Annotated in this window: 13 protein-coding genes and 1 riboswitch; of the genes, 5 read left to right on the forward strand and 8 right to left on the reverse strand. The window is 32.8% G+C overall.

Going from position 1 to position 13,264, the window contains the following annotated elements; translation table 11 throughout:
* Positions 1–72: 72 nt before the first annotated feature.
* On the forward strand, positions 73–489 hold the full coding sequence (locus EG358_RS12705) for an NUDIX domain-containing protein (RefSeq protein WP_076558649.1): 417 nt from the start codon (positions 73–75) through the stop codon (positions 487–489).
* A gap of 18 nt (positions 490–507) precedes the next feature.
* Here EG358_RS12705 and EG358_RS12710 read toward each other — a convergent pair whose 3' ends face one another.
* Positions 508–1,215: a DUF4294 domain-containing protein gene (locus tag EG358_RS12710; RefSeq protein WP_076558651.1), complete on the reverse strand. Its 708-nt coding sequence runs from the start codon at positions 1,213–1,215 to the stop codon at positions 508–510.
* A gap of 52 nt (positions 1,216–1,267) precedes the next feature.
* On the opposite strand from EG358_RS12710, the gene chrP reads away from it, so the two are divergent.
* Together chrP and rpe are read left to right on the forward strand one after the other, a co-directional pair.
* The gene (chrP, locus tag EG358_RS12715; RefSeq protein WP_076558652.1) at positions 1,268–2,344 is read left to right on the forward strand and encodes a chryseobasin maturation metalloprotease ChrP; all 1,077 of its coding nucleotides are present in this window, start codon (positions 1,268–1,270) and stop codon (positions 2,342–2,344) included.
* Between the two features lie 335 nt (positions 2,345–2,679).
* The gene (gene rpe / locus EG358_RS12720) at positions 2,680–3,330 is read left to right on the forward strand and encodes a ribulose-phosphate 3-epimerase (protein ID WP_076558654.1); all 651 of its coding nucleotides are present in this window, start codon (positions 2,680–2,682) and stop codon (positions 3,328–3,330) included.
* A 399-nt stretch (positions 3,331–3,729) separates the two neighbouring features.
* On the opposite strand, the gene EG358_RS12725 is transcribed toward rpe, so the two are convergent.
* The 6 genes from EG358_RS12725 to EG358_RS12750 all read right to left on the reverse strand — a co-directional run bounded on the left by EG358_RS12725 (position 3,730) and on the right by EG358_RS12750 (position 9,369).
* The gene (locus tag EG358_RS12725; RefSeq protein WP_074228878.1) at positions 3,730–4,146 is read right to left on the reverse strand and encodes a nucleoside-diphosphate kinase; all 417 of its coding nucleotides are present in this window, start codon (positions 4,144–4,146) and stop codon (positions 3,730–3,732) included.
* A 329-nt stretch (positions 4,147–4,475) separates the two neighbouring features.
* A complete protein-coding gene (gene rsgA / locus EG358_RS12730; protein WP_076558655.1) occupies positions 4,476–5,405 on the reverse strand; it encodes a ribosome small subunit-dependent GTPase A in 930 nt (309 codons plus the stop codon).
* A 107-nt stretch (positions 5,406–5,512) separates the two neighbouring features.
* Positions 5,513–6,592, reverse strand: a complete 1,080-nt coding sequence (locus tag EG358_RS12735; RefSeq protein WP_076558657.1) for a chorismate mutase — start codon at positions 6,590–6,592, stop codon at positions 5,513–5,515.
* 356 nt (positions 6,593–6,948) lie between these two features.
* The gene (locus EG358_RS19840) at positions 6,949–7,533 is read right to left on the reverse strand and encodes a hypothetical protein (protein ID WP_228421278.1); all 585 of its coding nucleotides are present in this window, start codon (positions 7,531–7,533) and stop codon (positions 6,949–6,951) included.
* Positions 7,534–7,571: 38 nt separating this feature from the next.
* The gene (gene dnaX / locus EG358_RS12745; protein ID WP_076558658.1) at positions 7,572–8,657 is read right to left on the reverse strand and encodes a DNA polymerase III subunit gamma/tau; all 1,086 of its coding nucleotides are present in this window, start codon (positions 8,655–8,657) and stop codon (positions 7,572–7,574) included.
* 88 nt (positions 8,658–8,745) lie between these two features.
* Complete coding sequence (locus EG358_RS12750; RefSeq protein WP_076558660.1) at positions 8,746–9,369, reverse strand: TetR/AcrR family transcriptional regulator; 624 nt, start codon at positions 9,367–9,369, stop codon at positions 8,746–8,748.
* A 587-nt stretch (positions 9,370–9,956) separates the two neighbouring features.
* Here EG358_RS12750 and EG358_RS12755 point away from each other — a divergent pair.
* A complete protein-coding gene (locus EG358_RS12755; protein WP_076558662.1) occupies positions 9,957–10,682 on the forward strand; it encodes an MBL fold metallo-hydrolase in 726 nt (241 codons plus the stop codon).
* Between the two features lie 47 nt (positions 10,683–10,729).
* On the opposite strand, the gene EG358_RS12760 is transcribed toward EG358_RS12755, so the two are convergent.
* On the reverse strand, positions 10,730–11,677 hold the full coding sequence (locus EG358_RS12760) for an aldo/keto reductase (protein ID WP_076558664.1): 948 nt from the start codon (positions 11,675–11,677) through the stop codon (positions 10,730–10,732).
* A 171-nt stretch (positions 11,678–11,848) separates the two neighbouring features.
* A riboswitch (Fluoride riboswitch) is annotated at positions 11,849–11,915 on the forward strand.
* A gap of 28 nt (positions 11,916–11,943) precedes the next feature.
* Between EG358_RS12760 and EG358_RS12765 the strand changes: the two genes are divergently transcribed.
* Positions 11,944–13,239 (forward strand): voltage-gated chloride channel family protein, encoded by a 1,296-nt coding sequence (locus tag EG358_RS12765; protein WP_083676993.1) that lies wholly within the window; start codon positions 11,944–11,946, stop codon positions 13,237–13,239.
* Positions 13,240–13,264 lie beyond the last annotated feature (25 nt).

Here is a 13,264-nt window from a genome sequence, read left to right on the forward strand (position 1 = left end):
TGTTAAAACTCATAATCTATAACTCTAAACTTCTAACTATTTTCCCTATTTTAGCTAAGCAAATTATTATTTATGATTGACAATATTAATGTAAGAGTGTATGCATGTGTTGTAAAAGACAAAAAAGTTCTTACACTTTTTGAGGAATATGCAGGTGAAGCTTTAATGAAATTTCCCGGTGGCGGTTTGGAGTACGGAGAAGGATTGATAGATTGCCTGAAGCGTGAATTTGAGGAAGAATTGAATGTGAATATTGAAGTTGTGGAACATCTTTATACTCAGGAAGATTTTTTAGTATCGCGTTTCAAAGAAAACGAACAGCTCCTTACTATATATTATATGGTAAACATAATTAATGAAGAAGACTTTATCATTCTCGATCCCTGTATTGAGAAAATAGACTGGATTCCTATTGAATCAGTAGAAAATCCTTTCAATTTGCCTATCGACAAAATTGTATTTGATAAACTGAAAGAAAAATTCCTGTAAATATTTACAGGATTTTTTTTATTTTGATACTCTAAAATCGGTTGCTCCGGGATACGGTTGCAAATAACCTGAATTCCAGTTTGATTGCAACAGTGATTCTAAAAATTCATCCGTTCTGTTCTTATGAGGATTGTATTGATCTTTCAAATCTATATCAGCCATTTTCCCTTTTACATTCCACCAAAATGCGCTCCATCCGCCACGTAATTCCTTGATGATTTCGTAGACATTTTTTCCGGTTGCCCTGTTCATTAATTTAGCAAAAACCTGACCTTCTGTAGTTGTAAGATCTCTCAATTGTTTTTCATATTGATCGGCCAGCATATTTTGTCTGTCTTTTACATATTTTCTTTTTGCAGCGGTATCAAGATTATTCATTTCTCCCTGAATATCTCTGTATTGCTGTAACGCAGTTAAAAATAACGGATAAACCCTGTATAATTTTTTATTTAAAAAGAAATAATAATTTTTATCGAGTTGATTATTAAATTTAGGCTTGTTCAAAAGAACCAGCTCATCCATCACAACGACAGTTTCACCGTTGATTTCGTAGAACTTAGCTTTTTGCCTTGCATCGTAGTAGTATTTATTGCCAAACTCATCAGTTTTCAATTCTTCCGGAGGATATTGGCTTAAAGGTTTGATACTTATAGAATCTTTCTGCTGCCCGAAAATACCGATCACAAAAAACAAGAGAAAAAGACAGACGATTTTATGAAATTTCATTATTTTTACACGTATTATAACAAAATTTGACAACAAAAATCATTCCCTTTATATGAAATTCGAAAAGAAATCTTTGAAATTTTTAGAGAAATACTTAAACACTTCATCGCCAACAGGTTATGAGCATAACGGGCAAAAAGTCTGGATGGACTATATTACTCCATACGTAGACAAAGTAGAAGTTGATCATTATGGAACCTGCTACGGAATTATCAATCCTGAAGCAGAATTCAAAGTGGTAATCGAGGCTCACGCTGATGAAATTTCCTGGTACGTAAACTATATTACTGATGACGGGTTGATCTACGTTATCAGAAACGGAGGTTCGGATCAAACCATTGCACCTTCTAAAGTAGTTCATATCCACGGTGAAAAAGGAATTGTAAAAGGTGTCTTCGGATGGCCGGCAATTCACACAAGAAGCACTAATCAAAATGAACCGACTCCAAAAATTGACAATATTTTTATCGATTGTGGAGCGATCTCAAAACAGGAAGTTGAAGACTTAGGAATTTTTGTAGGGTGTATGATTACGTATCCTGATGAATTTTTCGAAATGAACGATCGCTATTTTGTCTGCAGAGCTTTAGATAACAGAATCGGAGGGTTTATGATCGCAGAAGTTGCAAGACTTTTAAAAGAAAACAAAAAACAAATTCCTTTCGGTTTATATATCACCAATTCTGTACAGGAAGAAGTTGGTCTTTACGGAGCAGATATGATTGCAGATACTATAAAACCTAATATTGCAATCGTTACAGATGTTACCCATGATACGACAACACCAATGATTGAAAAGAAAAAAGAAGGTGATCAGAAGTGTGGTGACGGCCCGGTTGTGTTTTTTGCTCCAAGCGTACATCACACAATCAGAGAATTGATTATCGACACTGCAAAAGCAAAGAAAATACCTTTCCAAAGAGCAGCAGCAAGCAGAGCGACAGGTACAGATACAGATGCTTTTGCGCACTCTAACGGCGGTGTGCCAAGTGCTTTGATTTCCTTACCTTTGCGCTACATGCATACAACGGTAGAAATGGTCTCTAAAGAAGATGTCGGAAATGTGATTCAACTGATTTACGAGACACTTTTGAAGATAAAACCAGAAATGAAGTTGAAGTATCATTAAAATGAAGAATCCATTATATTATTTAGTCCGAAAGCCAACTATAATATCAATTACAACTGTGCTGTTTTTTATTTACATCACTTTTTTAATGATATACAAACTTTTTAATCCACCAAAGATAGGCTCCGGATATAATATGATTCTTGAAATGCTATTAATTTTCAGCATAGTACCTGTTATATTATTTATAATTGACAGATTACTGGTTATTAAAATTAATAATATCAAGTTAACAATCATTGAAACAATAGTGATTGGGAGTATTCTCTCATATTATTTTGTGTTTGTCAATCCATTTTAAAAGATAGAAATAAAGTAAATTATAAAAAGTAAAAATGAAAACTAAGCTTATTGCTCCTTCCCTTTTATCTGCAGACTTCGGGAATCTGCAAAGAGACATTGAAATGCTGAATAATTCTCAAGCCGACTGGTTGCACATTGATGTGATGGACGGAAGATTTGTTCCAAACATTTCGTTCGGTTTTCCGGTAATGAAAACAATTCAGCAATATGCGAAGAAATTTGTAGATGTGCATTTGATGATTGTAGAACCTGAAAAATACGTTGAAGAATTTATCGATTATGGTGCCAATCTGGTCTCTGTACATTACGAAGCGTGCACACATCTTCACAGAACAATTAACCTTATTCAAAGTAAAGGTGCAAAGGCGGGTGTAGTTCTTAATCCTTCTACTCCGGTTTTGATGCTGGAAGATATTATTGCAGATGTCGATTTGGTATTATTAATGAGTGTAAACCCAGGTTTTGGCGGACAAAAATTCATTGAAAACACGTATAAGAAAATCGCTGAAACGAAAGATCTTATTTTGAGCAATAATTCCACAGCTCTTATTGAAGTTGATGGTGGAGTTAATTTAGACAACGCTTCAAAATTGTTTGAAGCCGGTGCAGATGTATTGGTTGCCGGGAATGCAGTTTTCTCTACTGAAAATCCTGAGAGAACTATTGAGCTTTTGAAAATTTAAATAAAAAAAAGGCAGTCTTATCAACTGCCCTTTCTTCTCATTAATGAGAGATTATATGGTTATTAGTTTTCTTCTTTTTACTGATGACAGCTAATCTGATCAGCTGTTTTAATATGATATAAAGGTGGTAAAATAAATTATATCAACCTATCCGTAAAAACACGGAATTTTTAACTAATAATATTTATCTTAATGTCTAATCTTAGAATAATTCAAAATTGATTATCATAAATTCAATGACTATATAATTATTTAAAATCAATCTAAATAATTGTTTTTATAAAATTGTAATTTAAATTATGTTTTTTTAGGACTAAATGGCAGATAAAATGATTGTCAAAACATGAGCATAAAAAAAATCCGGAAATTATTCCGGATTTCTTATTTAGTAGATTTTACTTAGAAAATCTCTCTTCCTGAGAAATGAAATTGAGCTTCAATTAATGCATTTTCGTTAGAGTCTGAACCGTGCACAGCATTCTCTCCGATGCTTCTGGCAAACATTTTTCTGATAGTTCCTTCAGCCGCTTCAGCAGGATTTGTAGCTCCAATTAAAGTTCTGAAATCTTCAACTGCATTGTCTTTTTCTAAAACCGCAGCAACAATAGGACCTGAACTCATAAAGTCAACCAATTCTCCGTAAAAAGGTCTTTCTGCATGTACTTCGTAGAATTTTTTAGCATCAGCAACAGTAAGTTGAGTTAATTTTAATGCTTTAATTTTGAATCCTCCTTCTGAAATTTTTCCTAAAATAGCACCGATATGACCGTCAGCAACTGCATCTGGCTTAATCATTGTAAATGTAATGTTTGACATAACTGAATATTTTTTTTAATGGCGCAAAATTACGAAAAATATCCAAAATATAATTTTAATTTAATTTTAACACTAAATAACTTTTATTAACAAATTTCAAAAACATTTTTGGCACAGTAATTGTTATTATTAATTCGATTCTCATGTTTAATTTGAGTTTTCATGGTTATTAGTTTTTACCCAGCTTCGGCTGGGTTTTTTATTTATAACAATAGGTGTTTAAAATTGTAAAATTCGTAAGTTTATAATAAGAATAAACTTAATAAAATAATTAATTGCTTCAAAATCAATCAAAGAAATAAATTAAAGTTAAAAAAAAACGGTGAAAATTATTTATTGTGAGAGTTTTCTTCTGCCTCATCCATGAGCTTTACATAGGTAGAATATCGCGTAGGCTGAATTTCTCCGGTTTCCAGAGATTCTAGAACAGCACACTTTGGCTCATTCACATGCATGCAATTGTGATATTTACACTCCTCCCTTTTCTTGAATATTTCGGGGAAATAATGCTGAACTTCTTCTTTTTCAATATCAATCATCGCAAACTCACGTACACCAGGAGTATCAATCACGTTTCCACCAAAGTCCCAAAAATGCATCTGAGCAAAAGTTGTGGTATGTTTTCCTTTGAGATGAGTGTCAGAAATTTCTGAAGTTCGCAAATTAAGGTTTGGCTGCATCGCATTTACCAATGTGGATTTACCGCAACCCGAGTGACCAAAAAATACAGAAGTTTTATCTTTCAGTATGTCAACAAGATCATCCAAATTAAGTTTAGAATAAGAAGATATTTCCAAAGTTTGATACCCAATTTCGTTATATAGAAATTCAATATCTTTTACAATTTCAGATTCTTCTTCTGACAAAACATCCATTTTGTTAAACAAAATAAGCGGCTTTATATTATAAGCCTCGCAGCAAGCGAGAAATCGGTCAAGAAAACCGAGAGATGTTTCGGGATGTTTTAATGTAAAAATAAAACACGCCAAATCGATATTTGAAGCAATTATGTGTGCTTCTTTTGAAAGGTTTACGGATTTTCGAATCAGATAGTTTTTTCGGGGCTCTATTTTTGTGATCCAGGCAACATCATCCTGTTCAAGCTGAAATTCAACAAAATCACCAACAGCCAAGGGATTTGTAAGTCTGGTTTTTATCAGTTTAAATTTTCCACGAATTCTCGCTTCAAAAATTCTTCCGGTTTCTGTTTCCAAAACCTGATACCAACTTCCTGTAGATTTAATGATTTTTCCTTTCATACGATAACTGCAAATATAAGGAATTAGGTTTTAGATATAGGATTTAGTTTATATCACATTTGTTGAGTTATAAATTCTAAATCCTAATATCTTTTTTAAAACCAATCTTATTTATTAATCATAATATTGTTTTGAACCTCAATAGATTCTTCGTGAATTGCTTTGAATACTTTTTCAATAAAATCTTGTGACATTCCTGTTTCTGAAGCTTTTTGTGCAGCATATTCGGTAATCACTTTCCAACGGTCGGGCTGGAAAATAGCAATATCATTCTCTTTTTTTAGTTTTCCGATTTTTTCAGAAATTCTCATTCTTTGGGAAAGCAATTCGATAACCTGAAAATCAAGATCAGAAATCAAGGTTCTGTGTCTGCCCATTTCATCATCGAAGCCAGCCAATCCTGTGCTTCTTACTTTAAGATTAGAAATCATCTCACCCAAAACTTCCGGAGTAATCTGTTGTGAAGCATCACTCCATGCTTCATCAGGATTATAATGTGATTCAATAATAGCGCCCTGGTAACCTACATTCAAAGCTTCCTGAGTGATTCCTGCCAATCCTGTACGGTTTCCACAAATGTGTGAAGGATCAATTAAAATAGGAATATTGGGAAACTGACTTTTAAAGTCTAATGCAATCTGCCAGTTTGGGTTGTTTCTGTATTTTGTTTTTTGGTATGTAGAAAAACCTCTGTGAATGGCTCCCAGATTTTTAATATTCTGCCCCAAAAGCCTTTCTAAAGCACCAATCCATAAAGCTAAATCAGGATTTACAGGATTTTTTACCAAAACTATTTTTTCAGTTCCTTTTAATGCTTCTGCAATTTCCTGAACGGTAAAAGGGTTCACTGTAGAACGTGCACCGATCCATAAAATATCAACATCTGCTTTCAATGCAGCATCTACGTGATGAGCATTGGCAACTTCAGTTGCGGTTTTAAAACCATATTCTTCCTTTACTTTTTTTAGCCAGTTTAGACCAATTACGCCAACACCTTCAAAGCCATTCGGTTTTGTTCTTGGTTTCCAGATTCCTGCACGGAAAATAGGAACTTGTGCATGGGTTGCTTTAATTCTTTTGGCTGTTTCCAGCATTTGCTGCTCGCTTTCTGCGCTACATGGCCCGGCGATGATGAGTGGCTGCTGAAACTGATTAATCCAGCTGTTTTCCAAATCTGTTAAATTCATATTGTTGTAAATTTATATTTTTAAATTAAAGTCAATAGTATATGTATTATAAAATTTATTTTTATAATTCTTTCAAAAAAATGTCGTTCAAAAATTGTTGTGAAATCAGGAATCTAAAATTGAGTCCTTATATTTTTTTAAGAAAGAAATTAAATTAGCTATACCAATAAAATCGATAATAACTTCTAAAATTTCTATAATAAAAAGAGGCAAAAGAAAGATAACTGCTTAAGAAATAAGCAGGTGTAGTATTGATTTTTGTAGCAAAATCAGAGGTATATGGAATTTTGGAATGTTCCACTTTTATACTATAATTTATCTTTTGTTTTGTAAATATTTAGCAAATATATAAAAAATTATGACAAATCAAACTTCATCAGATCATCAAGATCTTTTAATAATGGATTCATCTCTACAAATTTCTCGAAGATTTTCTTTTTGGTAACAATTTCTATCTTAAGATTTTCGTGATCTTTTTTAAATTCAAAAACTATAGAATGGTTGTTAACTTTGTGTTTAAAATGATTAAAAAACTCTATACTTATCTTGTCAAACTCTCCTTTTGCAGAATCTGAAGGATAAGAAATCTGGATTATTTTTTCGTCTATTTTGTGGAGCTTAAAAGCTTTTATGGCATTGAAAACTATCGGATCTTTGGTACGAAGTTGCTTTAGAAGTTCTGCCCATTCATTTTGAAGATCAGTTTCTGTAAAGTGATGTTCTGGCAGATTATCTGTGTTAACAATAACAGATTTCTCGGTTTCATCAGTTTTTTCTTCTTTGTTTATAAAAGAATTGATACTAAATCCTGAAGAGATGTTAGGCTTTGATAGTGGTTTTGAAGCTTTTTTAATAACTTCTAAAGGTGGCTGTTCAGGCGTAGGTTGAGGCTGAGCTTTTATTTCAACTTCCTGTTTTTTCTCCAGAGTTTGGGTAGGCAACTTAACTTCCTGTTTCTCATTGAGGAAAGGAGCTAATATTATAAACTTTTTTTTTTAGCTGTTTCGCCACCGGCTGAAAGAGACGATAATTGCATTAAGGCAATTTCTACGGTAAGTCTGGGGTTTTTTGAGTTTTTATAATTGATATCTGCGTGATTGCAGATTTCGATTCCGTCGATTAGATTTTGCGGACTCCATTTTTGCCCCTGCTCTACGAATTTTACTTTAGTCTGCTCACCGACTTCAATTAAATCTATTGTTGAAGAATTTTGAGCCATCATCAGATCTCGGAAATGGTTTCCAAGTCCGGCAATAAATAAATGTGGATCAAAACCTCTTTTTACAATTTCGTTAAAAGCAAAAAGTATTTCCGGAATTTTATTTTCTTTAGCAAGATCAACAATTTTCAAATATTGATCATAATCTAAAATATTGAGTACTTCAGCAGCTTTTGCAAGAGTAATATTTTTTTGAGAAAAAGTAGAAAGTCTGTCAAAAATCGAAAGAGCATCTCTCAATGCACCATCAGCCTTTTGTGCAATCAGATACAATGCATCATCTTCGTACTTTACATTTTCTTTTTCTGCAATACCTCGTAAATGTTGCTGGATATCAAGAATCGTGATTCTCTTAAAATCATAAATCTGACAACGCGATAAAATAGTTGGAATAATTTTATGCTTTTCGGTTGTTGCCAAGATGAATATAGCATGAGCTGGAGGTTCTTCTAATGTCTTAAGAAATGCATTAAATGCAGCGGAAGACAACATGTGAACCTCATCAATGATATACACTTTGTATTGCCCAACTTGCGGTGCAAAACGTACCTGATCAATCAGTTCACGAATATCATCAACAGAGTTATTGGATGCCGCATCAAGCTCATAAATATTATAAGCAAAACCATCCTCGGAGACAGAACCGTCTTTTTCGTTGATTTTTCTTGCCAGAATTCTGGCACATGTAGTTTTACCAACGCCACGCGGCCCACAGAACAAAAGAGCCTGAGCCAACTGATTTTCTTCAATAGCGTGTTCTAAAGTATCTGTGATATGAGATTGCCCAACAACGGTATCAAACTGTTGAGGGCGGTATTTTCTTGCAGATACGATAAAATTTTCCATTGCCCAAAAGTAAGAAATATAGTTTTAATTTAAAAGTTTTAGTTTTCAAATTTTAGTAAACTCATTTTTACTTTTGGGTAACAGAATGTTATTTACTGTAAGCGTAGTCTATAATATCTACCAGTGCTTTTTCAATCTTCTTTCTACCTTCCTCAGTTTTCATCTCAATTCCGCAGAAAGTATTTCCGTTGTAACCGGTGTAAAGATTCAAATGATAAATACCAGCTACCAAGATTGCTGTAATAGCTCTGTACTCTTCAGCTTTATCACCAAAATGAGGATCTGTAATGTTTTTGAAGAGCTCTTCTCCTACTTCTTCTCTCTGATCCAGAAGTTTTTTAAGAACAGGTCTGCTCTCAGACATTTCCCAAACTAAGATCTTCTGTAGTTCTTTATTTTTCTTTAAGCTTTCAAACTGGTTTAGAATCGCCTGTTTAGACATTTCTTTTCCACCGTCAGATAAATCAATATCACTTGCTGGCTCAAATTTGCTCCAGTAATCTTGTGATTTAATGTATTCATCAATTAATTTGTCTGTGCTTCCGAAATATTCATAGATTAGTTTTTTATCAAAACCGGCAACAGCAGCAATTTTGCTCACCATTAATCCTGAATATCCTTTAGTTTTCAAAATCTTCCCTACTGCATTCAGTAGTTTTTGTTTTGTTTTTTCTTTGTCTCTAATCGGACCTTGTACAACTTTTCTGGGCATCGTTTCAATTTATTTGCTAAAAAGCAATTATTTAATATTTAAAAATCTTACACAACATCTAATCTTTTGTTTATAAAAGTCTTAGAAGGTTTTCTTTAGTTATAAATATACATCTCTTGAGGGAGAATTGTATAAGATATATTTCTATTAACTACGATTTTTTTCATCATCCGGTTTTACTCTGTAAGAAACAAACAAATTATTTTTTTATATTTCAGTTTTTTGTCAAATAAAGATTGCAAAAATAATGCATCTAAATTAAATAATGATTATAAAATAATATCAATTATTCAATAAATTTAAAATATGGATATAATATAATCATAATTTATACTAATTAAAAATTACAATCATAATAAAAACATTTTACTGTAAATGATATAGTGAATTAAAATAATTCACAATTCTTAATTAAAATTACGTTTTTTTTCAATATCAAATTAAAATTTAAAATAGATGTTTTATTGTTTTTTTTAAGCACCTCTGTACTGTTGCATGTTTAGTGCCATTCTCACTTTTTATTATAACTTCTTTTAATTGTTTTACTGTTTCACGAATGTATCTTTGCGACCTGCAATTCAATTTAAATGAAAATTATTCCTATAAAAGAAGGTAATTTTATTGCCGATCAATCTAAAAATTTTAAAATTCTCGAAGGAAATCCGCATTCCAAAGGAATTAAAATGTCTATTCAGGCTTTTTTAATCATAACCGAAAATGATTATATCCTTTTGGATACAGGCTTAGGCTGGAAAAATAATGAAGGTGAATTGATAATAAATGAAGTTTTAGAAAAAGAAAATGTTCAGAATACCCAAATTACGAAGGTTCTTCTTTCTCACTTACACAAAGATCATATTAACGGAACTTTAGTGAGAACAGATTCGGGTTTTGAATCTAATTTTCCTAATGCTAAAATTTATATTCAAAAAAGAGAACTAGACTTTGCCTTTGAGAGCCGTGGAAATCCATCATTCGATTTTGAAATTTTAGAAGCACTCATTCAGCAACCGAATATTGTCTGGATGAATGATGATCAGGGAAAAATAAATAATGAGATTTATTATGAAGTAGTAGGCGGTCATACCCCTTTTTTGCAGGTTTTCAAAATTGTTGAGAATAATGAAATTGCTTTTTATGGTGCCGATAATCTGCCACAAGAATCTTATTTAAAATATCATGTTGCTTACAAAAGTGATTTTGATGGTAAAAAAGCAATGCAGCTCCGCATAAAATGGCAAAAAGAAGCCATTGAAAATAACTGGAAAATTCTTCTCTATCATGATCTTGAAAAGAGTATTTTGCGGTTATAATTCATAAAACTCCTGCAAAAATATGTACAGGAGTTTTATTGTAAAGCTTAATATTGACTCACTTTATTTAAAAGCTCAACATCTTCAGAACCTAGTTTTAACTCAGGAGCAGCAAATAAAGTTTTCAGTTGAGATTCGCTGGTTGCGCTTACAATTGGAGCTGTTACTAAAGAATTTGCTAAAAGCCAAGCTAATGCAACAGAAGCCTGAGTGGTTTCTAATCTAGTACTGATTTCATCTAATGCTTTTACAACATTCAAACCTTTGTCATCTAAATATTTTCTGACGCCCTCTCCTCTTGCGCTTTTATTCAGATCATCTTCACTGCGATATTTTCCGGTAAGAAAACCTGCCGCCAAAGACCAGTAAGTAAACACACTCAAGTCGTATTCTTTGACAAGATCAGCATATTGAGATTCAAATTTTTCTCTTTCAAGCAAATTATAATGTGGCTGTAATGCAACATATTTAGGAAGGTTATTTTTCTCTGCAACTTCAAAAGATTCTTTCAGTCTTTCAGGTGAAAGGTTTGATGCAGCAATATATCTCACTTTTCCAGCTTTAATAATTTCATCATATGCTTCTAAAGTTTCTTCAACAGGAGTTTTCTGATCGTCAAAATGTGTATAATAAAGATCAATATGATCGGTCTGAAGTCGAGCAAGAGACTCATCAACCGACTTTAGGATATGCTTTTTACTTATATCAAAACCATGTTCTTTGGTTTCTGAACCTACTTTCGTTGCAATTACAAGATCATTTCGATTGTTTCTTTCTTTCATCCATTTTCCGATAATTTCTTCTGACTGACCGCCTTTTCCATTTACCCACCATGAATAGGTGTCGGCTGTATCAATAAAATTAAAACCTCCAGCTGTAAACTGATCCAAAATATCAAAAGACTCTTTTTCATTTAAAGTCCATCCAAAAACATTTCCGCCAAAATTGACAGGTGCTACCAAAAGATCAGTATTCTTTATTTGTCTTTTTTCCATAAACAGATTATTTTATTAAAGTAAGCTAATTTAAGAACAACCTTTTGAAAAGTCGCTTCACAATTCAGTTTTAATAAAAATGCAGTCAATAGAAAATTTCGATAAACAATTAAACTAAATCTTGAGTTAAAAAATATTAGGAATAAGATAATTTGTTTTAAATTTGCTTTTTCGAACAAAGGAAATGGTGTCTTCCTTACCCAACCGCATTATAAAAGCTGATGGCGCCTGATTAGTTGAATGTTTTACCATTTAATCAGGCTATTATGTTTAAAAAAGATAAAAAATCGGTTTTCAGAATTCTTCTTATTTTAATTCGTTTATTTTTCAGAAAATTCCCTTCTGTATTTTTTGTCGTGAAATGGCTTTTCATTACTGCACTTATCGGAGTTTTTATAGGAGGTGCATCTGCTTTTTTCTTAAAAACTTTAGAATGGGCAACGCAGTTCAGAGAAAATCATGTTTGGATTATTGTTTTTTTACCTTTGGGTGGATTTTTGGTCGGCTTACTCTATTATTATTTTGGAAAAGATGTTGAAGCGGGCAACAATTTATTATTAGAAACCATTCAGCAGCCTGCAAAAACAATTCCCTTTTCAATGGCGCCAATGGTATATTTGGGAACAATAATTACGCATTTTTTCGGAGGTTCTGCAGGACGTGAAGGAACAGCTTTACAAATGGCAGCAGCAATTGCGGATCAGTTTTCAAAGCCATTGAGACTTTCAGCAGACGATCGGAAAATTTTAATTATATCAGCGATTGCAGCAGGATTTGGGTCGGTTTTCGGAACACCATTTGCCGGAGCAATCTTCGGATTAGAGGTTTCTCTCACAGGAAGAATAAAGTATAAAGCTTTATTGCCTGCTATCTTTGCCTCAGTTATTGCTGATTGGGTTACCAAATCATTAAACACTCATCACACCGAATATTTCATCAGTTTCGTACCTGAAATTTCATTGCTAAATATTTTATATGCTGTTATTGCAGGAGTATTTTTCGGTATTTGTGCTGCGTTTTTTGGTAAGACAATTCATAAAACAGGAGATTTTTTTAAATCTAAAATTTCTTATCCGCCATTGCGACCATTTATAGGAGGAATCATTATATTATTATCAGTCTGGTTAATTGGAACGACAAAATATCTTGGTTTAGGAATTCCCACGATTTTGGATTCTTTTTCAGAACAACTTCCGGCTTATGATTTTGCGTTAAAAATCATTTTTACAATTATTACACTGGCATCCGGTTTTAAAGGCGGTGAAGTAACTCCGTTATTTTTCATTGGTGCAACATTAGGAAATGCTCTGGGACATTTTATCCCTTTGCCTTTAGCGCTTTTAGCAGGAATGGGGTTTGTTGCAGTTTTTGCGGGAGCAACCAATACGCCGCTTGCGTGCAGTATAATGGCTATTGAATTGTTTGGAATTGAATGCGGAATTTATGTTGTTATCGCATGCGTTGTTTCATATTTACTATCGGGGCAAAACAGTATTTACAAAAGCCAGATTATCGGTACACCTAAACATAGAAGATATTGGAAAAGAGATGAATATCTTTAAATAAACTAAGACCGAAGTGTATGAG

The organism is Chryseobacterium indoltheticum, from assembly GCF_003815915.1.
GTDB lineage: Bacteria > Bacteroidota > Bacteroidia > Flavobacteriales > Weeksellaceae > Chryseobacterium > Chryseobacterium indoltheticum.

What these genes read in the sequence shown, in the direction of transcription:
- EG358_RS12725 (WP_074228878.1), bottom strand. Translation starts at nt 4,146, where the DNA reads ATGTCAAACATTACATTTACAATGATTAAGCCAGATGCAGTTGCTGAC.
- rpe (WP_076558654.1), top strand. Translation starts at nt 2,680, where the DNA reads ATGAAAACTAAGCTTATTGCTCCTTCCCTTTTATCTGCAGACTTCGGG.
- EG358_RS12735 (WP_076558657.1), bottom strand. Translation starts at nt 6,592, where the DNA reads ATGAATTTAACAGATTTGGAAAACAGCTGGATTAATCAGTTTCAGCAG.
- EG358_RS12710 (WP_076558651.1), bottom strand. Translation starts at nt 1,215, where the DNA reads ATGAAATTTCATAAAATCGTCTGTCTTTTTCTCTTGTTTTTTGTGATC.
- EG358_RS12755 (WP_076558662.1), top strand. Translation starts at nt 9,957, where the DNA reads ATGAAAATTATTCCTATAAAAGAAGGTAATTTTATTGCCGATCAATCT.
- EG358_RS12765 (WP_083676993.1), top strand. Translation starts at nt 11,944, where the DNA reads ATGTTTAAAAAAGATAAAAAATCGGTTTTCAGAATTCTTCTTATTTTA.
- EG358_RS12705 (WP_076558649.1), top strand. Translation starts at nt 73, where the DNA reads ATGATTGACAATATTAATGTAAGAGTGTATGCATGTGTTGTAAAAGAC.
- dnaX (WP_076558658.1), bottom strand. Translation starts at nt 8,657, where the DNA reads ATGGAAAATTTTATCGTATCTGCAAGAAAATACCGCCCTCAACAGTTT.
- chrP (WP_076558652.1), top strand. Translation starts at nt 1,268, where the DNA reads ATGAAATTCGAAAAGAAATCTTTGAAATTTTTAGAGAAATACTTAAAC.
- EG358_RS12750 (WP_076558660.1), bottom strand. Translation starts at nt 9,369, where the DNA reads ATGCCCAGAAAAGTTGTACAAGGTCCGATTAGAGACAAAGAAAAAACA.
- rsgA (WP_076558655.1), bottom strand. Translation starts at nt 5,405, where the DNA reads ATGAAAGGAAAAATCATTAAATCTACAGGAAGTTGGTATCAGGTTTTG.
- EG358_RS12760 (WP_076558664.1), bottom strand. Translation starts at nt 11,677, where the DNA reads ATGGAAAAAAGACAAATAAAGAATACTGATCTTTTGGTAGCACCTGTC.